A 26207-nucleotide genomic window follows, 5' to 3' on the forward strand; every position below is an offset into this window, starting at 1 on the left:
GCGCCGAGGGAGGGCCGGGGATCGTCTCGGTCGGTCCGGTCGGCCTCGGGCGGGCCTACCCTGGAAGCATGGCCGAACGGGAGTCCGCTGAGAAGGACCCGACTGCGGAGCGCGCAGCCGGGGACACCACCACGACGATCCGCCGCGTGCTCGCCGACTGCCGGGTGTGGGCGGTGGTCGGGTTGGGCGACAACCCCGACCGACCCGCCTACGGGGTCGCGCGGTTCCTCCAGCAGCAGGGCAAGAAGATCGTGCCCGTGCACCCCTCGGCGGCGACCGTGCTCGGGGAGCGGGGCTACGCCTCGCTGGCCGACGTCCCGTTCCCGGTGGACTGCGTGGACGTGTTCCGCCGGTCCGAGGTCGCGGGCGAGAGCGCCGACGAGGCCGTCGCGATCGGCGCGAAGGCGGTGTGGTTCCAGCTGGGCGTGGTCGACCGGGCCGCGTACGAGCGGACCACGGCGGCCGGGCTGGACGTGGTCATGGACCACTGCCCGGCCATCGAGTGGGCCGCTAACGGGCCTTCCGGGCGGTGACCTCGATCTCGATGCGCATCCTCGGGTCGGCCAGGCCGCAGCTGAGCATCGTCGCGGCGGGCCTGCTCTCGCCGAACGCGGCGCGCAGCGCGGGCCAGCACGGCTCGAAGTCCGCGGTGTCGGGCAGGTAGTAGCGGACGCGGACCACGTCGGCGAGCGTGGTCCCCGCCTGCGCGAGCGCGTCCGCGATGTTGCGCAGCGACTGCTCGGCCTGCGCCACCACGTCGTCGGCGATCGTCATGGTCGAGTAGTCGAACCCGGTGGTGCCCGAGACGTGCACCCACTCGCCGTCGACGACCGCGCGGGCGTACCCGATGCTCTCCTCGAAGGAGGACCCGGACAGGATGGCGCGCCTCATGGCGCGACCATAACGGCGGTGCGCGGTTCCCGCCGGGCCGGTCGCTAACCTGCGCCCATGCCGACCGAGCAGCTGAACGGGACCACCGTCCGGTACGACGTGTCCGGGGAGGGCGAGCTGGTCGTCCTGGTGATGGGCACCGGGGCGTCCGGGCGGGTGTGGCACGCGCACCAGGTGCCGGCGCTGGTGGCCGCCGGGTTCCAGGTGGCCACGCCCGACAACCGGGGCGTGTTCCCCGCCGACGCGCGCGGGTTCACGATCGACGACCTGGTGGGGGACGTGGCCGCGCTGGTCGAGCGGCTCGGCGGTCCGGCGCGGGTGGTCGGGACGTCGCTGGGCGCGCGGGTGGCGCAGGAGCTGGCGCTGGCCCGGCCGGACCTGGTGCGCTCGCTGGTGCTGCTGGCCACGGCGGGGCGCACGGACCCGCTGCAGGTGGCGCTGTCGCGCGGCGAGCGGGAGCTGTTCGACCGGGGCGTGACCACTCCCCCGGCGCACCGGGCGGCGGTGTCGGCGCTGTCGAACCTGTCGCCCGCGACGCTGCGGGACCCCGTGGCGGCGCGGGACTGGCTGGACCTGCTGGAGTTCACCGAGCAGGGGGTGGACGCGGGGGTCAGGGCGCAGCTGGAGCTGGCGGAGTTCGAGCCCCGGCTGGACGCCTACCGGGGGATCACCGCGCCGACGCTGGTGGTGGGGTTCGCGGACGACCGGCTGGTGCCACCGCACCTGGGGCGCGAGGTGGCGGACGCGATCCCCGGCGCGCGGTACGCGGAGGTGGCGGACGCCGGGCACTACGGGTACCTGGAGCGGCCCGACGAGGTGAACCGGGTGGTGGTGGGGTTCCTGCGGGAGTGAGGTCCCGCGTCCTCGGCGCGCGCGGGGGTCGGCTGGTCGACCGGCGGCTGCGGGTCGGGTTGGTCGTGTTCCTGCGGCCCAGCTGGTCGGGGCCCGCGCGCGGCTTCGGCGGACTCGGGCTCACGGCTCCGGCGGGGCTCGGGCGCATTCGTCCCGCTGATGGCCCGTGCACCGCGCGGGGTGCTCCGTTGTGCCCTCGGGTGCTCGGCGGAACGGCGCGCGGGGCGGGGCGGGCGCGTCCGGCGGGGTGCTCGCGTGCGTCCGCAGGGCTCCGTCGCGGTGCGGCCGTGCGCCGGTTCCGCAGCACCTCCGGATGGCGGCCGGCCGATCGTGCGGTCCGAATCGCAGGTGTCGGAATTCCTGGTCAGGACGGGTGGAAAGCGCTTCCCGCAACCGGTTCGTGATCATCCTGACAGGTCCGCCCCTACAAGCGGCGCGAGTCCTACCCGGGAGCGCTCCCTGCGCACTACCGTCGTCCGGAGCCGCCGAGAGGACCGCATGGATTCCCGCCAGCTCGCCCGAACCGCGCGCACCGCCGCCCTGTCGACCGTGGGCGCCGTGGTGCTCCTGGTGCTCGTCCCGACCGCGTTCAACGCGGCCACCGGAGGGTCCGCGCCCAGGGTGCTCGGGCCGCTCGCGCCGTGGTTGTGGCCCGCGCTCGCCGGGCTGTGCGCGGTCGCGGCCGGGCTGGTGGCGTGGGAGCCGCTGGCCGAGCGGTGGCGGCAGCGCAGGCCGCACCACCCGGCCAACCGGGAGGCCGCGCTGGAGCGGGTGGAGCGGTTCGTGCGCGCGGAGCGGGATCGGGCGCTGGCCGCGCAGGTGCGGTTGAAGCTCGGGGTCGCGCCGAAGGTCGGGCCGTCGCTGCCGACCAGGATGCGCGCGCCGCTGGTCGTGGTGGGCGAGGCCGGGGCGGGCAAGACGACGTTGCTGCTGGAACTGGCCGAGGCGCTGCTGGAACGGGCGCGCGACGACGCCGCAAGACCCCTGCCCGTGGTGGTGGACCTGGCCGCCTGGCAGGGGGATACTGGTTTCACCGAGTGGCTCCTGGCGCGGGTCGAGTCGCGCTACCGGATCAGCCCTCGGTTGGGTCGGGTGTGGTTGGCGGACAGGCGGTTCGCGCTGCTGTTCGACGGGCTGGACGAGCTGTCCGGCGCCGAGCGGGCGCGCTGCCTGGCCGAGGTGTCCGCTCTCGGGGTGGCGCAGTTCGCGCTGTGCAGCCGGGACGCGGATCTCCCCGGCCTGCCCGAGCACGAGGTCGTCAGGGTCGATCAGGTGCGCCGCGGGGACGTGCAGGCGCTGCTCGCCGCGTGCGGGCCGCGCGTGGCGGGGTTGCGCGACGAGCTGGAGAAGCAGCCGGAGCTGTGGGCCGAGCTGCGGACCCCGCTCGCCCTCGGTCTGCTGGTGCTGGCGCGCCGGGCCGGACGGGTCGACTACCGGCGGGGCGTGCTGGACACCTACGTGGCCGAGGCGGTGTCGCGGGTGCCGAGGGCGGAGCGCTTGCTGCGGGCGCTGCGGTTCCTGGCGCGCGTGGCGGCGGCGCCGCAGCACCGGGACCTGCTGGCACGCGGCAGCCTGCCGCACCGGACGGGGTGGCTGGGTTTCGTGGGGCCGGACGTGGTGCGGCGCCTGTTCGGACGCGTGGTGCCGGGCGCGCTGGCCGGCGCGGTGGCGGCGACCTGCCTGGTCGTGGGGGTCGCGGTCGGCGTGCTGCCCGCGGTCGTCCTGGCACTGGCGTCGGCCGCGCTGCCCTGGGGACGGTTCCCGGTGGGGCGGGGTCCGGGTGCCGACGGGTCCGGTCAGGGCAAGCGGAACCGGGGTGAGTCGCTTCGGGGTTTCCGTTGGGCGGCAACGGGTTTTGTCGTGGGCGCGGTGGTCGCCGGGCTGTTCGCCGCTGGTGGTGGGCTGCTGGTCTGGTTGATCACGCCGTGGCCGTGGGCGTTGCGGTACGGGTTGGTGGTGGCGGTGGCGTTCGGGTTGGCGCTGGCGCTGCTGCGCGACCGGTACTGGGCGATCGCGTGCGCCCTCGTGCCCGCGTCGGTGATGGTGCTGACCGGGCCCGGTGAGCCCCTGCTGGTGGCCTTGGGTTCCGCGCTCGGCGCCGCTGCGGTCGTGGGGGTGTTCCTGGGTGGGGTCGAGGAGGTGTGGGCCGGACTGCCAGCGGACTGGGAGCGGGCGGACCGGGTTCCCGGCGGGGTCGGGTCAGCCAGCGCAGCGCTTGGCGGCGTGCCATCCGGCAGCGCGTCATCGAATGGCTCGTCATCGGATGGCTCGTCATCGGGCAGTGCGCCGTCCGACGATGCCGTTTCGGAGCTCGGGCGGTCGCGGTTCCGGGCTGGCACGGGGTTCGGGGTCGCGGTGAGCGGTGCGCACCGGTGGCTTCCCGGTGCGGGCGCGCTCGGGGTCGTGGGCGCGCTGGGGGCGGGGGCGGTGGTGGAGCCGGGTGGGGCGTTGGCGCCGTCGGTCGGGGTGCTGGTCGGGTTGTTGGTGCTGCCGCTGGTGGTTCGGCCGGTCGACCGGGTCGCCGAGGTGCTGGCCAAGCCGCTCGCGCTGGACGAGTTGCCGCTGGGGCGCGGGGCGTTGGCGCAGACCGCTCGGGACCGGTTGCTGCTGGTCGGTGACCAGCGGTTCCCGCACGCCGTGGTGCGTGATCACCTCGCCGCGTGCGACCCTGCGGACCTGGCCGAACTGGCGCGGCAGATCAGGCCCGGCGGGGATTCCGCCAAAGGGTGAGCGCGAGGTTCGATGAGCGTGGGGGACCGGTAAGCGCGGGAGCCGGTGAGCACCGGCGCTGGTGAGCACCGGCGCCGGTGAGCATCGGCGCCGGTGAGCGCCGAAGTCGGTGAGCGCCGAAGCTCGGTGGGCACGCCAGGGGTAGTGGGCACCGAGGGCCGGGCTCGAAGGGCTCGGCGGGCTCTAAGAGCTCAGCGGCTTGTGGCTGCTCAACTGGGGTGAGTGCTCAGCTGCGGGTATGTGCTCAACTGCGGGCGGGTGCTCAGCGGCTGGCGGTTGATCAACTGCGGGGGCTACTCAGCCACGGGTGGGGTTTGTGGGCCAGTGCTGGGAGTGCATCAGGGGTGGGCTGAGGGTGGTGGTGTGGTCGCCCTTGGCCGCGTCCAGTTGGGACTGGACCAGGAACAGGGTGTCGCGCAGGTCGGTTCCGCGCAGGTCCGCGCCTCGCAGGTCGGCGCCGATGAGGTCTGCGCCGCGCAGGTCGGCGCGGCGCAGGTCGGCGCCGATCAGCAGGGCTCCGCGCAGCGACGCGCCGCGCAGGTCCGCTCCGGCGAACGAGCGGCCGATCAGGTCCGCGCCGCGGTGGTCCGGTCTGCGGGACGCGGGGGCCCGGAGGGACTCGCTGGCGCGCAGCAGGAGGGTGTTCACCTCGCGGCGGCGGGCTTCCGGGTTGGTGCGCCGCAGGACGTCGGGGCCCTGGGACAGCAGGGCCTCCAGGTCCGCGCGGGCCTCGACGACCTCCGCGCGCAGGCCGCCCTCGGGCAGGCGCGCGGCGGCTTCGACCAGGTAGTTCAGGACCTCGTGCAGCGTTCGCACCACCGGGAACACCTCGAACAGGCGGCCGGCGACCTCGGGGTCGGTCCAGTCGCGGCCGTTGAACACGACCTGCGTGACGTGCTGGCCCGCGCCGAAGCAGTCGTACACCGTGCAGCCGGTGAAACCGGTGGCGCGCAGGCGCGTGTGGATGCCGCAGCGGAAGTCCGGGCCCAGGTTGGGGCACGGGGTGCGGGCCGGTTTGGTGATCGCGAAGTCCGAGGACGCGGCGAACTCGGGCACCACGCAGCACAGGCCCGCGCAGCGCGAGCAGTCGGCGCGCAGCGGTTGCCACTCGCGGGGCGGTTCGAGCACCAGGTCGATCGGGGCTGGTCGGCCTCGGTCGGCGGAGGAACCGGCCGCGCGGGAGCCGGTCGGGCGAGGATCACCTGCGCGAGAGCCACCTGCGCGAGAACCAGTCGCGCGGCCCCCGGTCGCGCGGCCGGACCTGGCGCCACCAGCGCCCGACGCGCCGCCCTTCGCACCACCGGTCGGCTTCCCGCGAGCGCCCTTCCGCCGTCCACCGCCGGTCTTCCCGCCCTCGAAGCGGTCTCCTGTGGTCACGGGTTCAGGGTGTCGAGGATCTGCTGGCCGTACTTCGCGAGCTTGTTCTCACCGACCCCGCTGATGCCGCCCAGGGCGTCCAGCGTGCTCGGCGCGGTGCTCGCGATCTGGCGCAGCGTCGCGTCGTGGAAGATCACGTACGCGGGCACGCCCTGCTCCTTCGCCGTGGCCGCGCGCCAGGTCCGCAGGCTCTCGAAGACCTCCTCCTGCTCCGGCGACAGCTCCAGCTGGTCCACGCGCTGCTTGCCGCCGCCGCGCGCCGTGCGGACCTTCTCGACCCGCTCCGGCTGGCGGCGCATCAGCACCTTGCGGCCCTGGAACAGCACCTCGTCGCTGCCCGGCGTGGTGGTCAGCGTCGAGTACTCGCCCTCCACCGCCAGCAGCCCCTGCGCGAGCAGCTGCCGCACGACCGCGCGCCACCCGCTCTCGTTCAGCTCCTCGCCGATGCCGAACACCGACAGCGAGTCGTGGTCGAACTGGATGACCTTCGCGGTCTTGCGGCCGAGCAGGATGTCGATGATCTGGCCCGCGCCGAACTTCTGCCTGCGCTCGCGCTTGAGCCGGACGACCGTGGACAGCACCTTCTGCGCGGGCACCGTGCCGTCCCACGTCTCCGGCGGGGCGAGGCAGGTGTCGCAGTTGCCGCACGGCTCGCCGCTCTGGCCGAAGTACTCCAGCAGTCGCGCGCGGCGGCAGTCGACGGCCTCGCACAGCGACAGCATCGCGTCCAGGTGCTGCGCCTGGCGGCGGCGGTACTCCTGGTCGCCCTGCGAGTCCTCGATCATCTTGCGCTGCTGCACCACGTCCTGCAGCCCGTACGCGAGCCACGCCGTGGACGGCTGCCCGTCGCGGCCCGCGCGGCCCGTCTCCTGGTAGTAGCCCTCGACGGACTTCGGCAGGTCCAGGTGCGCGACGAACCGGACGTCCGGCTTGTCGATGCCCATGCCGAACGCGATGGTCGCGACCATGACCAGGCCGTCCTCGCGCAGGAACCGCGACTGGTTGGCCGCGCGCGTGCCCGCGTCCAGGCCCGCGTGGTACGGCAGGGCCGCGATCCCGTTGTCCACCAGGAACTCCGCGGTCTTCTCCGTGGAGTTGCGGGACAGGCAGTAGACGATGCCGGAGTCGCCCGCGTGCTCGTCGCGCAGGAGCTTGAGGAGCTGCTTCTTCGGCTCGTTCTTGGGGACGATCCGGTACTGGATGTTGGGGCGGTCGAAGCTGGCGACGAAGTGCTTGGCGTCCTCCAGGCCGAGCCGGGTGGCGATCTCGGCGTGGGTGGCCTTGGTGGCGGTCGCGGTGAGGGCGATGCGCGGGACGTCCGGCCAGCGCTCCTTGAGGTGCGACAGGGCCAGGTAGTCGGGGCGGAAGTCGTGGCCCCACTGGGCGACGCAGTGCGCCTCGTCGATCGCGAACAGCGCGACGTCGCCGCGCTCCAGCAGGCGGGTCGTGGCGTCCAGGCGCAGGCGCTCGGGGGCGAGGTAGAGCAGGTCCAGCTCGCCCGCGAGGAACTCGGACTCCACGAGCTGGCGCTCGTCGGGGAACTGGGTGGAGTTGAGGAAGCCCGCGCGCACGCCGACGTCGCGCAGGGCGTCGACCTGGTCCTGCATGAGCGCGATCAGCGGCGAGATGACGACCCCGACACCGGGCCTGACCAGGGAGGGGATCTGGTAGCAGAGCGACTTGCCGCCGCCGGTGGGCATGAGGACGAGCGCGTCGCCGCCACCGATGACGTGCTCGACGATCTCGCCCTGGTCACCGCGGAAAGACTCGTACCCGAAGACCCTCCGCAGGACCTCACCCGCGTCGCTGGAAGCCATTGGGCAAGGCTAGCCGACGGGTCCGACAGGTTTCTTGAAGATGGTGGTGGCGTGCCACTCGAAGTAGTCCCGCGATTCCGGGGTGTGCGCGGGGACGTGGCGGCCGTCGAGTTCGGCGAGGCGGGCGCGGACGGCGGGGTAGGTGGTGTCGGCGACGCGGACGCGGCCGTCGGGGGCGACGGTGAGGTGGCCCTGCTCGTAGAGGTGGTCGCAGCCCAGGGCGCAGGCGAGCATGGCGACGTTGGCGAGGTCGAGCTTCTGCTCGGGGGTGCAGGCGGATCGGCGCTTGATGTGCGCGGCGACCAGGCTCCCGACCGGGTACTCGTCGCCGCAGAGGGCGCACGGGGCGGCGTCACGACCGTCGAGGAGCAGGCTCCGCAGGGCGGTCTGCTCGACGCGGGTGGTGGCGGTCGCGGGGCGGTCGAGGTCCGCGGTGCCCAGACCGACCCTGGTGAGCACGGCCTGCGCGTCGTCGCCGAGGTAGGCATTGGCCAGCACGGCGATGACCTGGGTGCGCAGGAGGCGGTCCTTGGTCAGCGCGGTGAAGGTCCGCTCGGGGAAGCCCGCGCGCGCCCCGGTGTCGGTGGCCGTCGGGACGTCGGCGAGGCCGTGGGTCTCCCAGAGGTCCGGGCTGGAGGCGAGGTGCCGGAAGGGGTGTCCGGGGGTACGGCTCTCGCCGAACTCGACCAGCAGGTCCCCCACCTCGCGCTCGAACTCGGGCCACGCGGTGAGCCGCGCCCGACCGCGAGTCAGCCTGCCGAGGGCCCAGAGGAGGGTGAGCGATTCCTGGAGGCTGTGGTCGTCAGCGGAGCGGGTCCGCAGGCCGCGGATCTCGACCAGCAGCTTGTTGGCGGGCCAGACGACGTCGTAGTCGGGGGCGGGGCGCTCGGCGGGCGGCTGTTCCGACTGGGGCTTGGCGGTGGAGCGGGCGAGGCGCGCTTGCAGGGCTGCGGCGTCACCCCCGGTGTGTCCGGGCACGTCGACCCGGAGCCGCAGGCGCCTGGTGGCGTTCCCGCTGCTCGCCTTCCCGGCGGGCTGCCCGATCCCCCGCTGGAGGCGGGTGAGCCGGGTGCGCAGCTTGTGGAAGTCGGAGCACTCGGCGAGGGGCAGCCGCTCCAGGGGGAGGGTGCGCTCCTCCTCGGAGAGGCGCTGCACGACGCTGGAGTCCACGAGCACGGCGGTCAGCACGGCGTCGAGGTCGCCGAGGCGCCGCAGCAGCAGTTCGAGCGCGGCGCGGTAGTCGGGGTCCGGGCGTTCGACCGCTGGCGGTCCGCACCGCTGGAGCTCTCCAGCACCACGGCCAGCCCGTCGCCGTCCGGGACGACGGAGAAGCCGGCGTTCAGCGGTTCCTCTGAGTCCGAGGTCATGCGCATCGGAACACCGTGCCCGAAGCCCCGGAGCCCGGTGCGCGGGGCTCTGGTAGCTGCGGATCATGTACTTGCTCGGGGACGGTCGGGGGATCAAGGACTGGTCCGACGGCTCGGTCGACGTGGTCGCGTGGGAGTGCGCGGAGCGCTTCGCCTCGCAGCACGGGCAGCCCTCGGAGGAGGCCGAGGTCAGGAGTTGGCGCAACAGCTGGCCGGTCCGGGGCGACTCGCTCGTGGGGGCCGGGCTCGACGACCTGTCGCTGCTGTTCGAGTACACCCTGGCGGGCAGCTCGGAGCGCGTTGACGCCTTTGCTGGGCGCACGGCCAAATGGCGGGCTGACCGGCGTGGTGGTGGAGCTGAAGCGGTGGAGCGAGGTCGACTGGGCCACCGGGCTCGAGGTCTCGGCCGGGGGCAGACCAGCGCGCACCGGCCAGACCAGCGCGCACCCCGCCCAGCAGGCCTGCGGCTACGTGTGCCACCTGGAGCACTAGCTCGAGGCCGCGATCGACCTCGAGTTCCGGGGTGCCGCCGGGCTGCATAACGCGCCGCCGGGCGGTCCGCTCGACCCTCACGCGCTCGCGGAAGGTCATCGCGGTCTCCGGTGGTCCCGGCACGGGCAAGACGGTGATCGCGCTGTGGCTGCTCGCCGACCTGCCGCGCTCCGGCGGCTCCGCGACTAGGTTCCTCACCCCCGTCCGGCACATTGCGCAGAAACCTGGTGATCCCCTCTCCGGCACCGGTGCCAGGAACTGTTCCTGCACCCGGCCGACTACCTGCGCCAGCGCGACATGGGTCCCGTCGTTCCGCTGGTGGACGAGGCCCAGCGGCTGCTCAGGAACGGGTCACTCGTCGCGGACCTGAGCCGGAGCACGCGGGTGAGCGTGTTCTTCCTCGACGAGCGCCAGGGCGATCCACCCGAACGAGGGTGTGGGCATCGCGGAGCTGCAAGAGGCCGCCACCCGGTTCGGCGCCTCGTTCGCCCACTTCGAGCTGACGAGCCAGTACCGCTGCGGTGGTTCGCTGCGGTACTTGAACTGGCTCGACGCCCTGCTGGCCCCGAACGGCGATCCCGCGCGCTAGACCGCGGGGGACGACTACAAAATCGGGATAGCCGAGACGCCGCTGGAGCTGGAGCGGTGGAGCGCGGCGCGGGTGCCAGGATCAGCGCGGGCTTCTGCTGGCCGTGGTCGCCGGACCGACCGGACGGCGAGGCGCAGATCGGCTGCCTCTACACCTGCCAGGCGCTGCAGTACGAGCACAGCGACGTGATCATCGGCCCGGATCTGGCCCGCAGGGACGGGCGGTGGGTCGGGGCACCCTCCGCGAGCCACGGCCGCCCCTTTCGGAACGTCTCCGCCGATGACTACCTGGGGTACGCGCTGAACACGTACTGGGTGCTGGCGACGCAAGGAACCGGGGGATGCCGCTTCCTCTCCGTGGACGAGGAGAGCCAGGACTTCCTCGGGAACCTGCTCTGACCCGGTGACCCCCGGCACCTGTCGGTGTCGCGGAATAGGCTCCGGCGCATGGGGGGCGACGTGAAGAAGAGGTATCAGCTGGTCGGCCGCAAGAACGTGCTGGAGCCGGGCGAGTTCAGCGGCGGCAGGGAGGCCGCGGTCCGGGTCTTGAGGCGAGAGGGGTTCGTCGTGCTGGATGTGGAGAACGGGCAGCAGTTGCTCCTGCAGCCGAGGGGCTTCGGGAAGGCCGGGGAGGAGCACTTCGCGAAGACCGTCCGCGACGGGGTGCTGCTCGACGACTACGCGGGGGTGCTGGGGGACGACGCGGCGGGGCTGAGGGAGCTCTACGGCGACGGGGTGGCCAGGTTCTGGGGGAGCACGCCCGCCGACGAGGCGCGGCGGAACGCGAAGGCGAACGCCATCGCGCGGCGGCGCGTGGGCGACCGCGTGCTGTTCTACTCCCACGGCGCGTTCATCGCCGAGGCGGTGATCCTCCGGGACTTCACGAACGAGGCGCTCGCGAAGGCGCTCTGGGGCGGGGAGCAGCCGAAGGAGGTCTTCATGCACATGATGGCGCTCGGCGACGTCCGCCTCCTGTCCCCCGCCTGGGAGGCGAGCGCCTTCCTCGAGCGGGCCGTGAACCGCAAGGACCTCCGGTCGCTGACGCTGCTCGACGCGGACCAGCACGCCGAGCTGGCGCACCTGCTCGGGGCCGAGGCCCCGGATCGCGACACCTCCGGCGGGTCGTCGGGTGGGCCCAAGGGCGCTTCGGGGAAGGGCTCCGCCAGCGAGAGGTTCGCGGACCTGCTGGAGAGCCTGCTGCCCCCGAGGAGCAGCCGCCAGAGCGCCCTAGCGCTGCTCTGGGCGCTTGGCAAGCAGATCGGCTCACCCAAGCCCGTGGAGCACATGACGGAGGCCATCGAGAAGGGACTGGCGGAGGTCTGCGAAGCCGTCGGACTGCCCGCCGGTGATTCCCCTTGGTCACCAGGCCGCAGCGAGCACTGGAGGTTCCCCGGGTCGGGGAGCGCCCAGGGCAAGCGCGTGAGTCTGAGCCCGCAGTTCAGCAGGACCGCCCAGAACCCGGTGCAGCGCGCGAGGATCTTCAACACGATCACGGCGAACCACTTCGCCGACATCGAGGACCGGACCCCGCTGCTCGTGGCCGCAGGACTGGCGCTCCCGGAAGAGGGTGATCGGAGCGGGAAGGCCGCCGAGCGGCGCGCCAGCACTTCGAACCGGGCGGTCCGCCTGCGGGAGATCGTGAAGCGCGTGAAGGCGATCCACGACGACCAGTGCCAGTTCTGCGGCCTCCGCCTGCAGGTCGGGCCGGGGCAGTACTACAGCGAGGGCGCCCACATCAAAGCGCTGGGCGCTGCTCACGGCGGTCCGGACACCGAGGACAACCTGCTCTGCCTGTGCCCGAACTGCCACAAGCTGTTCGACTGGTTCACCGTGTACGTGGACGAGGAGTACAACGTCCGGCACGTCTTCGAGCCGACGAGCGTGCGCAAGCTGCGCCGCGATCGCAGGCACGAGATCAACCCGGAGTACCTCGCCTACCACCGCTCCCTGCTCCCCGTCGTCGACGTCGGCGACGTCAGCACCGACGACGCCACCGACGACGAGGCGTAGGCGGCCACCAGGAACCGGGCGCCCCTCAGCGGTCGCCCGGTTCCTGGGCGGGGTCGCGGTGGCGGAGGCCCTGCTTGATGCGCTCCAGCCGGTTGCCCGTGATCGGGCCCACGGCGTCGTCCAGGAGCTGGGTCGCGTTCTGCGTCGCCATCTGGATGGCCGACAGGATGTCCGCGCGCAGCGCCGACGGGGTGCGTCTGAGCGCCTCCTCGGTCAGCTGCAGGTCGACCACCGCGCCCGACGGGGCCGCGGTCACGGTGACCGCGCCGTCGGGGCTCCTGCCCTGGCCGCGCAGCTCGCGCATCGCCCGCTGGACGTCGCCCGCTTTCGCCGACTGCTCCTCGAACGTGCGCTTCATGTGCTCCAGGCGCTGCTGCCGGTCCCTCACGACACCCCCGCGCGTCCCCGCCGTCGTACCTCTGAATGGCCCCCGGAGGCTACGGCAGGACAGCCGTACGGGGGTCGTTATTGCCCGGTGGTGTTCAGCACTTCACCCGGAACGGTCAGGGGTGGCGCTCAGGAGCGGGGGGCGGGGAGAGGACGTTGAACGGCGGGTCGACCGGGGATGGAGATCAACCGGGGGCTCGGCGCGCCCACGGTCGGGTGAAGAAGGCGACATCCCCGTTCGAGGACCCGGTTCGGACGCGGGCGGGAAACGATCTACGGAACGGCGCAGTCCGAAGGGGACGGCCGGAAGGAGGGTCGGCGGGGGAACACCGCGCGTGTTCTTCCGAGGGCCGCTCGGAACCGTTCGATCCACTCCGAACACCCGGACGCGCCGGTTTTCCCGGTGCGACCGGCACTCCCCCGCGCGGCGCCACCCGGTTGTTCCGCGCCGCTCACCTCGCGGTGTGAAAGCGGGGTGTGGCCGTGCGCGGGGGGTGCTTTTCTCTCGGGCGAACCCGCGGTGAACCGGATCGCGTCCCGTCGCGATCACTTCGGGTTCGTGGGCGACCTCCCGAAGGCGCGCGCCGTGCGCGCCTCCGGTTCACCAGGGGGTGCCCCGATGCGGATCGGGAAGGTTCCGGGACGTGAACACCGGGCCCGCGCCGCGCGCGCTTCCGGTAATTCCCCCGCGCGTCCGCCATCCGCGCGGGCACTGCCCTCCGGAGGGGTTTGCGCGCGTTCCACCTCGGGCACCGCGCGCCGCGTCGGGCACCGACGGTGAACGGTTTCCCCGAAGCCCGCCCGGTGTCGCCCCTTCGGGCAAAAGAACCCCGGCGCTTCGGACACCCCGGCGACCGCGCGCCGCGCGCACAAGGCGCCGGGCGGTCCCGCGGGGAACCGGGTGCGAAAAGCCGCCGAGGGGCGGGGCCGGGGCGCGGGGAATGCGGGCGCCGGGCGCCACCGAAGGTCGACGGGACGGCGCACAACAGCGCGGATGAGCGTGAATTGCTGGTCAGGCGTGGTGCCCCCGGTGCGACTCGAACGCACACTGGACGGATTTTGAGTCCGCTGCCTCTGCCGATTGGGCTACGGGGGCCGGTGGCACGACTCTACTCGATCAGGCGAGCGCGCCGCCGCGCGGGGCGGCGTGTCGCGGGTCAGGAGCGGACCAGTCGGGCGATCGCCGCCGAGGCCTCCGCGATCTTCTCCTCGGCCACCTCCCCGCCCTGCGCCGCCGCCTGCGCCACGCAGTGCTTGAGGTGCTCGTCCAACAACCCCAGCGACACCGCCTGGAGCGCCTTGGTGGCGGCGGAGATCTGGGTCAGCACGTCGATGCAGTACTCGTCGTTCTCCACCATCCGCTGCAACCCCCGGACCTGCCCCTCGATCCGCCGCAACCGCTTCAGGTAGGCGTCCTTGTCCTCCGTGTAACCGTGCACCGCTGCCCGCCTTCCCCTACCCCAGGTGGGTACCCGCTCCAGGATAGGCCACCCAACCGGGTGTGACCCCGACCACGAGCCCGACCGCGCATTTCCCGACATAACCGCAGCCCCGAAATGACCCGTCCGGGGGCATCAGTCACATTTACCAGACGAAAGGTTAGGCGATATTCAGCCCGTGCACTATGGTGTCGAACGAAGCGTGTGGCGTAGTTACAGATGTCGAGGGCAACACACGCTATGCGAGCACACACGGAGGAACAGTGGCACAGCAGACCGTCGTCCAGCTCATCGACGACCTCGACGGCAGCGAAGCCGCCGAGACCGTGACCTTCGCGCTCGATGGTGTCGAGTACACCATCGACCTCTCCAAGGACAATGCGGACAAGCTCCGCGACTCCCTGGCCGACTTCGTGGCCAAGGCGCGCCGCGCCGGTGGGCGCAAGCAGCGCAAGGGCGGCGGCAAGAGCACCGTAAAGGCCGGCGACAAGGCCCAGGCCCAGGCCATTCGCGACTGGGCCCGCGCGCAGGGTCACCAGATCTCCGACCGCGGTCGCATTCCCCAGGGCCTGGTCGTGCAGTTCCAGGAAGCCCACGCCTCCTGAGCCGCGCAAGCGTTTCCCCGGCTGTCCGCGAGCGAACGGCCGCAGCCGGGGAAACCGCAGGTCACCTGCCGGGAAAGTCCGCCTGGAACAGCGCGAGGGCCGCGGTCGCCTTGACGGCCGTCTCCTCGAATTCCGCCTCGGGGTCGGAGAGCGCGATGACCGCGCCGCCCACCCCGAACGCGGTCTCGCGCGCGTCCGCGACCAGCGTCCTGATGACGACGCTGAAGTCGGCGGCCCCGCACAGCGAGAAGTACCCCAGGGCGCCGGAGTAGACGCCCCTGGGCCCGGCTTCCAGCGCGTCCAGGATCTGCATCGTGCGGATCTTGGGGGCGCCGGTCATGGAACCGCCGGGAAAGGCCGACCGCACGGCGGACACGGCCGTGCGCCCCGGCGCCAGCCTGCCCCGCACCGTGCTCACGAGCTGGTGGGCGGTCGCGTAGGTCTCCACCGCGAACAGCCTCGGCACCCGCACGCTGCCCACCTCCGAGCAGCGGCTCAGGTCGTTGCGCACGAGGTCGACGACCATCAGGTTCTCGGCCCGGTCCTTGACGCTGACCGCCAGCTCCGCGCGCAGCGCCGCGTCCTCCTCGGGCGTGCCCCCGCGCGGCCGGGTGCCCTTGATGGGCTCCGACTCCACGCAGCCCGAGCGGTCGACCCGCACGAACCGCTCGGGTGAGCAGCTGAGCACCGACAGCTCGCCGAAGCGCAGCAGCGCCCCGTACGGGGCCGGGTTGCGGGCGCGCAGGAACCGGTAGCCGCGCCACGGGTCGATCCGGCCGGGGACCACGCCCCGGTTGGTCAGGCACACCTCGTAGCTCTCCCCCGCCGCGACCGCCTCCAGGCAGGCGTCCACCAGCTTCAGGTACCGCTCGCGGTCGTGCCGCAATTCCACCTCGCCCCGCAGGGGGACGGGAAATTCCTTCTCGGGGGTGCGGAAAGCGCGCAGGAACTCCTCCGCGCGGTCCAGCCAACCGCCGTCCGCGCCTTCGAGCGCGAGCAGGTGGCAGCGCTTTTCCCGGTGGTCGAAGACGAGGGCGCGGTCGGCGAACACCAGGGCCGCGTCCGGGTGCCCGGAGCGGTGGACGGCGTCGCCGCCGCACTCGGCCTTGAGCTCGTACCCGAGGTAGCCGACCCAGCCGAGCGCGAAGTCGAACGGCAGGTCCGGGGCGTCCACCCGCCACGCCGCGAGGTCGGCCTCCAGCCAGTCGAGCAGCGGGCCGTCGTGCTCGGCCGCCCCGGCGGCCGAGGTGACGCGGACCCGCCCGGTGGTCACGTCGTAGCGGGCGACCCGCGCCAGCGGCCCCGAGGCGTCGCCGATGACCGAGAACCGGCCGCGCGCGGCGTCGGCGCGGCTGCTGTCCAGCCAGAACGAGTCGGGGGACGCGCCGTGCAGCGCCGCGTGCACCGCCTCGGGGTCGGGGTGGACGTCCAGCGAGCGCACGAGCAGCCGCCTCGGCGCGGCCTCGGCGGGCGCGGGCGGCGGTGGGGGCGGGGTGGGCGCGGCCCGGCCGCCCGCGAGGTCGCGGAAGTTCGCCAGCAGCCCGAACCCGTGCTCACCCGCGACCGACTCGGGGTGGAACTGCACGCCCCACGCGGGCCGCCCGCGGCGCCGCACCGCCATGAGCACGCCGTCGCCGGGCGCCCAGGCCAGCGGTTCGAGCTCCGGCGGCAGGTCGGTGGCGGCCAGCGAGTGGTAGCGCACCACGCGCAGCGGTGAGGGCAGCCCGGCGAACAGGTCGGTCCCGGTGTGCGCGACCTCGTCCACGATGCCGTGCCGGGGCGTCACCCGCGCCACGGTCGCGCCGTGCCCCAGGCACAGCCCCTGGTGGCCGAGGCACACGCCGAGCAGCGGGATCTCCGCGTGCTCGACGACGGCCGCGCACAGTCCGAAGTCGCGCGGGTCGTCGGGCCTGCCGGGGCCGGGCGAGATCAGCACGGCGTCGTAGCGCCGCAGGTCGGCGAGCCGGAAGTCCGGGTCGTCGTGCCGGATCACGTCGGGCTCGCGGCCGTTCACCCTGGCGACGAGGTGCGCCAGGTTGCCGGTGAACGAGTCGAGGTTGTCGATGAGCAGGGTTCGCATGGCAGGCAGGACGGTACCCGCGCGACCACCCGGTCAGGGGATCTCCGGTACCCGGCCGATCACCTCTCCTCGGCGACCAGGCGCAGCTTGCCGATCTCGACCGGCGGCCCGGTCAGCTGCACGACGCACACGAACACCCCGTCGTCGCGCCGGTGGACCACCGCGTTCGGCACGGCCCCCCCGGCTGACAGGGCGAGGCCGGACACCTCCTCCGCCCCCGCATCCGGGGTGCAGGCGGGAGCCTCGGGGGCCACCTGGGCCAGCACCTCGCACGGCTTCGGGTCCCACCGGGCCTCGTCGTCCGCGACGACCGCGATCAGCCCGAACCGGCCCGCGGAGCGGTCCATGTCGACGAACCTGCTGATCTCCTCCCCGTAGCCCCGGTTGGCGCCCTCCAGGCGCTCGACCTTGACGGGGGTCTGCTCGCCGGGGACGCGGGTGAGGCCCGCGTGGGTCTCCAGCCTGCTCTCGAAGCGGTGCCCCTCCTGGACCAGCGACTGGACGAGCAGGTCGGCGGGGGAGAACGAGACGCTGGTCGAGAACGGCGGGAGCACGTCGTAGCCGCCGGAGACCGGCACGGCGGAACCGTCCCCTGGCGGGTGGACGGCCACCGCCCCAGCGAGGACCAGCACGACCGCGCCGCACGTCGCGAGCGCGCTGCGCGCCGCCTTGCGCCGCTGGGCCGCCCGACGGCCGCCGGTCAGCGCGGTCCGCACGTCCATCGGCGGTGGCGGGTCGCTCAGGGCGTCCCGCATCCGCTCCCTCAGCTCGGACTCGTTCACCACGCCACCTCCCGCTGCTCCACGACGAGCGCGCGCAGCGCGCTCAGCCCCCGCGCCGCCTGGCTCTTGACCGTGCCCTCGGAGCAGCCGAGCGCCTCGGCGGTCTCCCGCACCGACAGGTCCTCCCAGTACCGCAGCACCAGCACCGCCCGCTGCCTGGCGGGCACCCGCGCCAGCGCGGTCAGCAGCACCTGCCGGTCCTCGGGCGAGCCCACCGGGGCCGCGGCGCGCTCCACCGGCAGGTCCCCCACCGTGACGCGGCGGAACCACCCGCGCCGGGTCTCCGACACGAACGTGCGCACGACCACCTGCCTGGTGTACGCGTCCAGGGCGTCCTGCCTGGCGAGCCGGTCCCAGGCGAGGTAGAGCTTGGTGAACGCCGTCTGCACCAGGTCCTCGGCCCGGTGCCAGTCGCCGCACAGCAGGTAGGCGGTCCCGCGCATGGCGTCCGCCCGCGCCGCGAAGTACTCCGCGAACGCGGCGTCCCGTGAGCTCATCTGCCCTCCCCGTGACATCCGCGTTAGTCACGCCACGGGCAGGCGCTCGGGTTGCACCCTTACGGGTGACTTCACGGCAGACTTGGGGGGACGAATCCCCCAGGAGGGCCCCACTCCCATGTTCCTGCTGTTCATGGCGCTCGCGCTCGGCCTGCTGAACTACTACCTGTGGCGCAGGCTCGTGCGGGCGACCACCACGTCGAGGCGGGCCCGCACCGCCGGTGCCGTCGTGCTCGGCGCGCTGTTCGTGATGATGATGACCGCGATGGCGCTGGTCCGGGTTGACCCGATCGGGTACGCCTGGATCGCCTGGCCGGGGTACCTCTGGCTCGCGCTCGCCTTCTACCTGGCCGTGGTCCTGGTCGTGCTGGAGATCCCCCGGCTGATCCTGAACCGCTGGTGGCGGCGCGACACCCCGGAGCCGGTGACCGCGTCCCTGCCCGCGAGCCCGGCCGAGGACGGCGTCGCCGTGGCCGTGGCGGAGCGCGAGTTCGACCGGGCCGCGACCGGGACCACCGGCAAGCCCCCGGTGGACAACGGCCGCAGGCTGTTCATCGCCCGCTCGATGGCCGTCGCCACGGGCCTGGCCGCGACCGGCATCGTCGGCTACGGGGCGAAGACCGCGCTCGGCGGTCCGCAGGTCAGGACCGTCCCGGTGACGCTGGCCAAGCTCGATCCGGCGCTGTCCGGCTACCGCATCGCCGTGGTCAGCGACATCCACCTCGGCCCGCTGCTGGGGCGCTCGCACACCGAGCGGATCGTGCGCACGATCAACGGCCTGCAGCCCGACCTGGTGGCCGTGGTCGGCGACCTGGTCGACGGCACCGTCGCGCAGCTCGGCGAGGCGGCGGCCCCGCTGAAGGACCTGGTCAGCAAGGACGGCGCGTTCTTCGTCACCGGCAACCACGAGTACTACTCGGGCCACCTGGAGTGGATCTCCGAGCTGGGCAGGCTCGGCCTGGACGTGCTGCGCAACGAGCGGCTGACCATCGCCCGCAACGGGGCGGCGTTCGACCTGGCAGGCGTCAACGACCACACCGGCGGGCAGCTGGACGACGCGCCCGACTACGACAAGGCGCTCGGCGGGCGCGACGAGCGCAACCCGGTCGTGCTGCTGGCGCACCAGCCGGTGCAGGTGCGCGAGGCCGCGGCCAGGGGCGTCGACCTCCAGCTGTCCGGCCACACGCACGGCGGGCAGATGTTCCCGTTCAGCCTCGCGGTGCCGATCCAGCAGCCCGTGACCTCGGGGTTGGCCACCGTCGACGGCACCCAGGTGTACGTCAGCAACGGGGCCGGGTTCTGGGGTCCGCCGGTCCGCGTGGGCGCACCCCCGGAGGTCACGCTTGTGGAGCTGCGTCACAATTCGGCCCTCGGGTAGCGATTTGTTCAGGTTGTGCGCCTAGGGTGGGCGGCCGTGCCCGAGGACGGATGCGGAGGGGGACCCCTAGCGAGATGACGGAGAGCTACGCCGACCAGCGGCTTCACGGTGCTGAGGATCGGATCCGTCGTTTCCTGGAGCGGGAACAACCCGGAACGCCCTGCCTGGTGATCGACCTGCCCACCGTGGTGGAGCGGTTCCGCGCCCTGCGCGCGGCCCTCCCCGGAGTGGGGATCTTCTACGCGGTCAAGGCCAACCCGACCCCCGAGGTCGTCGAGGTCCTGGCCGCCGAGGGCTGCTCCTTCGACGTGGCCAGCCCCAACGAGATCGACCTGTGCCTGGCCAAGGGCGCGCCGCCCGAGGCCGTGTCGTACAGCAACCCGATCAAGAAGGCCGCCGACATCGCCTACGCGCACCGGCTGGGCGTGCGGCTGTTCGTCTCCGACAGCGAGCAGGACGTCAGGACGATCGCCGAGCACGCCCCCGGTGCGCGGGTGATGCTGCGCATCCTGGTGGAGAGCAGGGGCTCGACCTACCCGTTCGGCAAGAAGTTCGGCTGCGCGCCGGACATGGCCGTCGACCTGCTGCGCCTGGCGGGCGAGCTGGGCCTGGAGCCGTACGGGGTCGCGTTCCACGCCGGCTCCCAGCAGCTCGACCCGACCGGGTGGGACGCGGCGATCGCCGACGCCGCCGAGGTCACCGCGAAGCTGCGCGCCGAGGGCGTCGCGCTGTCGGTGGTGAACCTGGGCGGCGGGCTGCCCGCCGGTTACCTGGAGCAGCCGCCGCCGCTGGCCGAGTACGCCGCCGCGATGACCGGCGCGGTGCGCCGGGCCTTCGGCGAGCACGCGCCGTCGGTGATGATCGAGCCCGGACGGGCGCTCGTCGCCGAGTCGGGTGTCATCCGGTCGTCGGTGGTGCTGGTGGCCCGCAAGTCCTACTCGGACGAGCGGCGCTGGGTGTTCCTGGACATCGGCCGCTACGGCGGCCTCGCCGAGACCGAGGGCGAGGCCATCGCCTACCCGCTGCGCACCACCCGCGACGGCGGCGAGGTCGGTCCGGTGGTGCTGGCCGGTCCCACCTGCGACGCTGACGACGTGCTGTACCAGCACACGCGCTACGACCTGCCGCTGGACCTGCGCGCGGGCGACCACGTCGACCTGCTGCGCGCGGGCGCCTACACGGCCAGCTACTCCTCCGTGGCCTTCAACGGCTTCCCGCCGCTGGCCACCTACTGCGTGCGGTGAGCGCACGCCCTCCGATCGTCCCTGGCGGCGTCCGGCCGCGGGAACCTGAAGCTGATGTTTGGAGTGATTGATGTCCGAACTCCCGTGCGAGACCGACCCCGTCGGCTTGTTCGCAGGACAGCACGTGCTGGCTGAGCTCGAAGGCGTGAGCCCGGAGCTGCTCGACGACGAGCGGTTCCTCAGGCACGCCCTCGGTGAGGCGCTCACCCAGGCCGACGCCACGGTGCTGGAGGTGGTCTCCAAGCAGTTCGACCCGCAGGGGGTCACGGTCCTGGCCCTGCTGTCGGAGTCGCACGCGTCGATCCACACCTACCCGGAGGTCGGGAAGGTGTTCGTCGACGTGTTCACGTGCGGCACCCGTGCGAAGCCGGAGCTGGCGGTGCGCCTGCTCTCGGAGGCGCTCGGCGCGGAGCACGCACGGATGGACACGGTCAGGCGAGGCGCCAATCGCGTGCCCGCTCTCGTAGGCGAGGAGAAGTCTTGATCACCGAACCGCTCGCGACGGGCATGACCCGGCACTGGGAGGTGGCGGAGACGGTCGTCGACACGAGGACCGACTTCCAGCACCTGGTGATCGCGCGCACCTCGCAGGGGTTGTCGCTGTTCTGCGACGACGACCGGCAGAGCACCGAGTTCAGCCAGCTCACCTACCACGAGGCGCTGATGGTCCCGGCGCTGCTGCTCGCGGACAAGGTCGAGCGGGTGCTGGTCATCGGCTCCAGCGAGGGCGTCGTGTGCCAGATGGCGGTGGCCGCCGGCGCGTCGGTGGTCGACCACATCGACATCGACGAGCAGGCCGTGAAGCTGTGCGCGGAGCACCTGCCGTACGGCTACACCCCGGAGGAGCTCGCGCTCGCCGAGAAGGGCGAGGGCCCGATCCGCGTCCGCTACACGGACGGGTGGGAGTACATCCGCACGACCTCGGAGCGCTACGACATCGTCCTGGTGGACCTGCCGGACGAGCGCGAGGAGGAGGCCCAGCACAACCGCCTGTACGGGGCGGAGTTCCTGGGCATGTGCAAGGCGCTGCTCGCGCCGGGCGGCGTCGTGGTGTCCCAGGCGGGCTGCCAGACGATGTGGCGCAACACCACGCTGACGCGCATGTGGCAGCGGTTCAACGAGGTGTTCGGCACGGTGGCCTACTACGGCTCCGACGAGCACGAGTGGGCCTACCTGTTCGGCCGGGCCGACGAGGTCGCCGACCCCACCGCGCTGATGGTGGAGCGGCTGCCGAAGTCGGGCTACCGGCCGGAGTCGATCGACGAGCTCGCGCTGCGCGGCAACTCGGTCCCGCCGTACTCGGTGCGGCACGCGGCGAAGGTCTGACGGGCGACCCCTCGGGGTCCGCCCGGCGGGCGCGCTGGTTCGCCGGTCCCGGCGGGAGGGCCGCCGTTCCCCACGGGGAGCGGCGGCCCTCCCGCTTCCGCGTCAGGCGAGGGACTTCTTGAGGAAGTCGACCTGGAGCAGCAGCAGGTTCTCGGCGACCTGCTCCTGCGGGGTCATGTGCGTGACGCCGGAGAGCGGCAGCACGGTGTGCGGGCGGCCCTCGGCCAGCAGCGCGGAGGACAGCCGCAGGGTGTGCGCGGCCACGACGTTGTCGTCGGCGAGGCCGTGCACGATCATCAGCGGGCGCTCCAGCTCCCCCGCGTCGTCGATCAGCGAGTTGGCGTCGTACACCTCGGGCCGCTCGGCCGGGTCGCCCAGGTAGCGCTCGGTGTAGTGGGTGTCGTAGAGCCGCCAGTCCGTCACCGGGGCGCCCGCGATGGCCGCGTGGAACACGTCCGGGCGGCGCAGCACGGCCAGCGCGGCCAGGTAGCCGCCGTACGACCAGCCCCGGATCGCCACGCGGGTGAGGTCCAGGTCGGGCTCGACCGCCGCCGCGCCCCGCAGTCCGTCCACCTGGTCCTGGAGGGTGACGCCCGCGAGGTCGAACGCGATCTCGCGCTCCCAGGCCGGGCCGCGGCCGGGGGTGCCCCGACCGTCCACGACGAGCACGGCGAAGCCCTGGTCGGCCAGCCACTGCGAGGTGAGGTAGGCGTTGCGGGCGGTGAGGACGCGCTGGGCGTGCGGGCCGCCGTACGGGTCCAGCAGCACCGGCAGCTTCGTGCCGGGGACGTGGCCGCCCGGGTAGAGCAGGGCGGCGCGCAGGCCGCGCTCGCCGACGGTGAGCAGCTTCGGCTCGGGGGTGAGCACGGGCGTCTCGGCGTGCGAGGCGACCTCGTGGGCGCGGCCGTCGCGGGTGACGGTGGCGCGGGCGCCGAAGCGGTCCAGGGTGGACGAGGAGAGCACCAGGGTCCCGCCCGCGCGGGTCGCCGCGTGCACCCCGGCCTCCTCGGTCAGGCGGGTCGCCGAGGACGCGGTCAGCGCGTAGACGTGGATCTGCGTCGGGTCGGCGTCCTCGAACGCGGTGACCAGCACGTCCTCGGCCGAGACGTCGAGCACCGCGCGCACCTGGAGCCCGTCCGGGGACCAGGCCCGGCCGCCGACCACGAGCCGGTTGGCCCCGGTGTGCGGCAGGATCTCGACCAGCTCGCCGTCGGCCGACCAGCACGGGACGCCGGGCGGCAGCTCCAGCCAGGTCGGGTCGGTGTTCTCCTTGAGGACGGTGGTCGCGCCGGTCGCCGGGTCGGCGGTCAGCACCCGCACGGCGCGCTGGTCGCGGGACTGGACGGACAGCAGCGGGGCGCCCTGCGCGGACCAGTGCGCGGTGGCCAGGTACGGGAACGCGTCGGCGTCCCACGGGACGTCGGCGCGCGCGCCCGTGGCGAGGTCGAACAGGGCGGCGGTGACGACGGCGTTCGGGGTGCCCGCCGCGGGGTAGGCGATCTCGGCGGCCGGGGTCGCCGGGTTGGCCGGGTCGGCGATGTGCCAGCGGGTGACCGGCGAGTTGTCCACGCGCGCGGCGAGGACGTGCTCGCCGTCCGGGGAGAACCAGAAGCCCCGGAAGCGGTTCATCTCCTCGGCGGCGATGAACTCGGCCACGCCCCAGGTGACGTCGTCGGCGTCCGGCTCGGCGACCGCGCGGTCCGCTCCGGTCTCCAGGTCGACCACGCGCAGCGCGCCCGCGGCGGCGTACCCGACGCGGCGGCCGGTCGGGTCGAGGCGCGGGTCGACGGCGGGGGCCGGGACGGGCAGCTCGCGCACGGCGGCGGTGGCCAGCTCGACCACGAACAGGCGGCCGGACAGGGCGAACACGGCCTGGCGCACGTCGGCGTCGGTCGCGTAGCCGACGATGCCCGCGGCCTGCTCGCGGCTGCGCTCGCGGCGGGCCCGCTCCTCGGGGGACAGCTCCTCGGGCTCGGTGAGCAGCGCGGTGGGGTCGACCACCAGCTCCTCGGCCCCGGTCGCGGTGTCCAGCGCCCACAGGCCGTTGGCCCGCACGCGCGGGCTCGCGGTGCGCAGGAAGTAGGCGCGCTCGCCGTCCGGGGAGGCGGTGAAGTTGCGCGGTGCGCCCAGCGTGTAGCGCTGGGTCCGCGCGTACTGGCGGGGGAAGGTGTTCTCGTTGCCCACGGGGCAACCTTCGCAGACTCGGCGCGGGCGGGCGCGGGAGACCGGCCGTCCCGCGCCGGTGATCTTCCCCGCGCGCGCGAGGACCCCCGTCCGGGGTGGGCGGGGGTCCGGGGTCGCGGCGGTCCTCAGAGGACGGTGCTGATCTCCTCGAAGTCCAGGCGCGGGTTGCGCGGGAACGACACCTCGGGGTCCGGGTGGCCGATGTTGACCACGACCAGCGGGACCTGCGCGGTGCCCGCGAAGAACTCGGCGCGCACGGCCTCGGCGTCGAACCCGGTCATGGGACCGGCGGCCAGGCCAGCGGCGCGCACGCCCACGATGAAGTAGCCGACCTGGAGCGCGGCGTTCAGCTTCGCCATCTCGGCGCGGCCGGGGTTGGCCTCCATCGCGTCCCGCGCGCCCGCGAAGTGCGGGAAGACCTTGCCCATGTGCTCGTGGAAGTCCACGTCGGCGGCGAGGATCGCGACGACGGGGGCGGAGGCGACCTTGGCGCGGTTGCCCTCGGACATGTGCGGGAGCAGGCGGGCGCGGGCGTCCTCGCCGCGCACGTAGACCATGCGCAGCGGCTGGGTGTTCATGCTGGTGGGCGCCCACTTGACCAGGTCGTGCACGGCGCGCAACTGCTCGTCGGCGACCGGCTCAGAGGTGAACGCGGAGGCGGTGCGGGCCTCGCGGAACAGCAGGTCCTGCGCCTCGGCGGAGAGGGCGAGCGGGGTGGTGGTCGCGGTCATGGGCCTCTTCTTCCGGTGCGGTCCCTGGCGGGTGTGCCGCCAGGGACAACCGGAGAGCTCTCCCCCGGCATTCCGGCTCGTGACCGCGTTCACCGGACCGGGGGGCGAGGCGCGCGCCACAGGGGGCCGCGACGGCGCGCGCCGTCGCGGCCGGACCCGTCAGAGCGTGGAGTACAGCGGGTGCTTCTTCGCCAGCGCCTCGACGCGACCGCGCAGCGCGGCCAGGTCGGGCTCGGGGCGCAGCGCGGCGGCGATGACCTCGGCGACCTCGGCGAAGTCCTCGGCGTCGAAGCCCCTGGTGGCCAGCGCGGGCGTGCCGATCCGCAGGCCCGAGGTGGTCATCGGGGGGCGCGGGTCGTTCGGCACGGCGTTGCGGTTGACCGTGATGCCGATCTCGTGCAGGAGGTCCTCGGCCTGCTTGCCGTCCAGCGGCGAGTCGACCAGGTCGACCAGCACCAGGTGCACGTCGGTGCCGCCGGTGAGCACGCGGACGCCGACCTCGGCCATGTCGGCCTGGTTGAGACGCTCCGCGAGGGCGCGCGCGCCCTCCAGGGTGCGGCGCTGGCGGTCGGTGAACTCGGGGGACGCGGCGTGCTTGAACGCCACGGCCTTGCCCGCGATCACGTGCTCCAGCGGGCCGCCCTGCTGGCCGGGGAACACCGCCGAGTTGATCTTCTTGGCGAGGTCGGCGTCGTTGGTCAGGATCACGCCGCCGCGCGGGCCGCCCAGGGTCTTGTGCGTCGTGGTGGTGACCACGTGCGCGTGCGGCACCGGGCTGGGGTGCAGGCCCGCCGCGACCAGGCCCGCGAAGTGCGCCATGTCCACCATCAGGAACGCGCCGACCTCGTCGGCGATCCGGCGGAACCGCGCGAAGTCGAGCTGGCGCGGGTACGCCGACCAGCCCGCCACGATCAGCTTCGGCCGGTGCTCCTTGGCCAGCGCCTCGACCTCGGCCAGGTCGACCAGGCCGTCGCTGTCCGACACGTGGTAGGGCACCACGTTGTAGAGCTTGCCGGAGAAGTTGATCCGCATCCCGTGCGTGAGGTGCCCGCCGTGCGCCAGGTCCAGGCCCAGGATGGTGTCGCCGGGCTGGAGCAGCGCGAACATCGCCGCCGCGTTGGCCTGCGCGCCCGAGTGCGGCTGCACGTTCGCGAAGCCCGCGCCGAACAGCTCCTTCACCCGCGAGATCGCCAGCCGCTCGACGTCGTCGACGTGCTCGCAGCCGCCGTAGTAGCGGCGGCCGGGGTAGCCCTCGGCGTACTTGTTGGTCAGCACCGAGCCCTGGGCCTGGAGCACCGAGACCGGCGTGAAGTTCTCGGAGGCGATCATCTCCAGCGTGTTCTGCTGGCGGGCCAGTTCGGCGGCGACGGCCTGCGCCACCTCCGGGTCGAACTCGGCCAAGGGGGTGTTGAAGTGCGCGGACATGGTTG

25 protein-coding genes and 1 tRNA gene are annotated in these 26207 nt (G+C 73.3%); 12 read left to right on the forward strand and 14 right to left on the reverse strand.

The genetic code is table 11. The features are described 5' to 3' along the window. Window positions 1-68 precede the first annotated feature (68 nt). Window positions 69-533 (forward strand): CoA-binding protein, encoded by a 465-nt coding sequence (locus tag CNX65_RS27605; RefSeq protein WP_198320561.1) that lies wholly within the window; start codon window positions 69-71, stop codon window positions 531-533. Here CNX65_RS27605 and CNX65_RS27610 read toward each other — a convergent pair. Then, window positions 511-891 (reverse strand): RidA family protein, encoded by a 381-nt coding sequence (locus tag CNX65_RS27610; RefSeq protein ID WP_015804248.1) that lies wholly within the window; start codon window positions 889-891, stop codon window positions 511-513. The two genes, CNX65_RS27605 and CNX65_RS27610, sit on opposite strands and share 23 nt — an antisense overlap. A gap of 57 nt (window positions 892-948) precedes the next feature. Between CNX65_RS27610 and CNX65_RS27615 the strand changes: the two genes are divergently transcribed. Next, the gene (locus CNX65_RS27615) at window positions 949-1743 is read left to right on the forward strand and encodes an alpha/beta fold hydrolase (protein ID WP_096496356.1); all 795 of its coding nucleotides are present in this window, start codon (window positions 949-951) and stop codon (window positions 1741-1743) included. A 498-nt stretch (window positions 1744-2241) separates the two neighbouring features. Beyond that, entirely contained in the window at window positions 2242-4473 is a 2232-nt protein-coding gene (locus CNX65_RS27620; RefSeq protein ID WP_096496357.1) for an NACHT domain-containing protein, read from the forward strand. Window positions 4474-4770: 297 nt separating this feature from the next. Here the strand turns inward: CNX65_RS27620 and CNX65_RS27625 are convergent, their stop codons facing one another. The 4 genes from CNX65_RS27625 to CNX65_RS27640 form a co-directional block, all read right to left on the reverse strand. Continuing rightward, window positions 4771-5601: a pentapeptide repeat-containing protein gene (locus CNX65_RS27625; RefSeq protein WP_096496358.1), complete on the reverse strand. Its 831-nt coding sequence runs from the start codon at window positions 5599-5601 to the stop codon at window positions 4771-4773. Window positions 5602-5846: 245 nt separating this feature from the next. Beyond that, on the reverse strand, window positions 5847-7667 hold the full coding sequence (gene recQ, locus CNX65_RS27630; protein WP_096496359.1) for a DNA helicase RecQ: 1821 nt from the start codon (window positions 7665-7667) through the stop codon (window positions 5847-5849). A gap of 9 nt (window positions 7668-7676) precedes the next feature. Then, a complete protein-coding gene (locus CNX65_RS27635) occupies window positions 7677-8855 on the reverse strand; it encodes a hypothetical protein (protein ID WP_096496360.1) in 1179 nt (392 codons plus the stop codon). Beyond that, a complete protein-coding gene (locus CNX65_RS27640) occupies window positions 8849-9034 on the reverse strand; it encodes a hypothetical protein (RefSeq protein ID WP_157767879.1) in 186 nt (61 codons plus the stop codon). Before CNX65_RS27640 ends, CNX65_RS27635 begins: the two co-directional genes overlap by 7 nt. Window positions 9035-9379: 345 nt before the next feature. On the opposite strand from CNX65_RS27640, the gene CNX65_RS35795 reads away from it, so the two are divergent. The 4 genes from CNX65_RS35795 to CNX65_RS36460 all read left to right on the forward strand — a co-directional run bounded on the left by CNX65_RS35795 (window position 9380) and on the right by CNX65_RS36460 (window position 12124). Next, window positions 9380-9526, forward strand: a complete 147-nt coding sequence (locus CNX65_RS35795) for a hypothetical protein (protein WP_157767880.1) — start codon at window positions 9380-9382, stop codon at window positions 9524-9526. 418 nt (window positions 9527-9944) lie between these two features. Beyond that, window positions 9945-10115, forward strand: coding sequence for a DNA/RNA helicase domain-containing protein (locus tag CNX65_RS35805; RefSeq protein ID WP_269770719.1), 171 nt, complete (start codon window positions 9945-9947; stop codon window positions 10113-10115). 56 nt (window positions 10116-10171) lie between these two features. Then, a complete protein-coding gene (locus tag CNX65_RS27645; protein ID WP_096496362.1) occupies window positions 10172-10513 on the forward strand; it encodes a DNA/RNA helicase domain-containing protein in 342 nt (113 codons plus the stop codon). 48 nt (window positions 10514-10561) lie between these two features. Further along, window positions 10562-12124: an HNH endonuclease gene (locus CNX65_RS36460; protein ID WP_198320562.1), complete on the forward strand. Its 1563-nt coding sequence runs from the start codon at window positions 10562-10564 to the stop codon at window positions 12122-12124. 25 nt (window positions 12125-12149) lie between these two features. Here the strand turns inward: CNX65_RS36460 and CNX65_RS27655 are convergent, their stop codons facing one another. From CNX65_RS27655 to CNX65_RS27665, 3 genes are all read right to left on the reverse strand, one after another. Then, a complete protein-coding gene (locus tag CNX65_RS27655; protein ID WP_096496363.1) occupies window positions 12150-12512 on the reverse strand; it encodes a YbaB/EbfC family nucleoid-associated protein in 363 nt (120 codons plus the stop codon). 1018 nt (window positions 12513-13530) lie between these two features. Next, a tRNA-Leu gene (locus CNX65_RS27660) sits at window positions 13531-13607 on the reverse strand. A gap of 61 nt (window positions 13608-13668) precedes the next feature. Further along, window positions 13669-13950, reverse strand: a complete 282-nt coding sequence (locus tag CNX65_RS27665) for a metal-sensitive transcriptional regulator (RefSeq protein ID WP_015804348.1) — start codon at window positions 13948-13950, stop codon at window positions 13669-13671. A gap of 263 nt (window positions 13951-14213) precedes the next feature. On the opposite strand from CNX65_RS27665, the gene CNX65_RS27670 reads away from it, so the two are divergent. Continuing rightward, window positions 14214-14555, forward strand: a complete 342-nt coding sequence (locus tag CNX65_RS27670) for a histone-like nucleoid-structuring protein Lsr2 (protein ID WP_015804349.1) — start codon at window positions 14214-14216, stop codon at window positions 14553-14555. 61 nt (window positions 14556-14616) lie between these two features. On the opposite strand, the gene pabB is transcribed toward CNX65_RS27670, so the two are convergent. Genes pabB through CNX65_RS27685 form a run of 3 tightly spaced genes read right to left on the reverse strand, consistent with a single transcriptional unit; the run spans window position 14617 to window position 17914 of the window. After that, the gene (pabB, locus tag CNX65_RS27675) at window positions 14617-16635 is read right to left on the reverse strand and encodes an aminodeoxychorismate synthase component I (protein WP_096496364.1); all 2019 of its coding nucleotides are present in this window, start codon (window positions 16633-16635) and stop codon (window positions 14617-14619) included. 59 nt (window positions 16636-16694) lie between these two features. Then, window positions 16695-17417 carry a hypothetical protein gene (locus CNX65_RS27680; protein ID WP_096496365.1) on the reverse strand — a complete coding sequence of 241 codons (723 nt, stop codon included), beginning with the start codon at window positions 17415-17417 and terminating at the stop codon, window positions 16695-16697. Next, a complete protein-coding gene (locus CNX65_RS27685) occupies window positions 17414-17914 on the reverse strand; it encodes a SigE family RNA polymerase sigma factor (RefSeq protein ID WP_096496366.1) in 501 nt (166 codons plus the stop codon). The genes CNX65_RS27680 and CNX65_RS27685 overlap by 4 nt, the downstream gene beginning before the upstream one ends. Before the next feature lie 118 nt (window positions 17915-18032). Here CNX65_RS27685 and CNX65_RS27690 point away from each other — a divergent pair, with 118 nt between their 5' ends. From CNX65_RS27690 to CNX65_RS27705, 4 genes are all read left to right on the forward strand, one after another. Continuing rightward, the gene (locus tag CNX65_RS27690) at window positions 18033-19292 is read left to right on the forward strand and encodes a metallophosphoesterase (RefSeq protein WP_096496367.1); all 1260 of its coding nucleotides are present in this window, start codon (window positions 18033-18035) and stop codon (window positions 19290-19292) included. Between the two features lie 74 nt (window positions 19293-19366). Continuing rightward, window positions 19367-20536, forward strand: a complete 1170-nt coding sequence (locus CNX65_RS27695; RefSeq protein WP_096496368.1) for a type III PLP-dependent enzyme — start codon at window positions 19367-19369, stop codon at window positions 20534-20536. 70 nt (window positions 20537-20606) lie between these two features. After that, window positions 20607-21020 (forward strand): adenosylmethionine decarboxylase, encoded by a 414-nt coding sequence (gene speD / locus CNX65_RS27700; protein ID WP_096496369.1) that lies wholly within the window; start codon window positions 20607-20609, stop codon window positions 21018-21020. Beyond that, complete coding sequence (locus CNX65_RS27705) at window positions 21017-21862, forward strand: spermidine synthase (protein ID WP_177154425.1); 846 nt, start codon at window positions 21017-21019, stop codon at window positions 21860-21862. Before speD ends, CNX65_RS27705 begins: the two co-directional genes overlap by 4 nt. Before the next feature lie 102 nt (window positions 21863-21964). Here the strand turns inward: CNX65_RS27705 and CNX65_RS27710 are convergent, their stop codons facing one another. The 3 genes from CNX65_RS27710 to glyA form a co-directional block, all read right to left on the reverse strand. After that, on the reverse strand, window positions 21965-24046 hold the full coding sequence (locus CNX65_RS27710; protein ID WP_096496370.1) for a S9 family peptidase: 2082 nt from the start codon (window positions 24044-24046) through the stop codon (window positions 21965-21967). A 125-nt stretch (window positions 24047-24171) separates the two neighbouring features. Beyond that, window positions 24172-24777 carry a malonic semialdehyde reductase gene (locus tag CNX65_RS27715; RefSeq protein ID WP_096496371.1) on the reverse strand — a complete coding sequence of 202 codons (606 nt, stop codon included), beginning with the start codon at window positions 24775-24777 and terminating at the stop codon, window positions 24172-24174. Window positions 24778-24936: 159 nt separating this feature from the next. Further along, a complete protein-coding gene (glyA, locus tag CNX65_RS27720; protein WP_096496372.1) occupies window positions 24937-26202 on the reverse strand; it encodes a serine hydroxymethyltransferase in 1266 nt (421 codons plus the stop codon). Between the last annotated feature and the right edge of the window lie 5 nt (window positions 26203-26207).

This window comes from Actinosynnema pretiosum (assembly GCF_002354875.1).
Taxonomy (GTDB): Bacteria; Actinomycetota; Actinomycetes; order Mycobacteriales; family Pseudonocardiaceae; genus Actinosynnema; species Actinosynnema auranticum.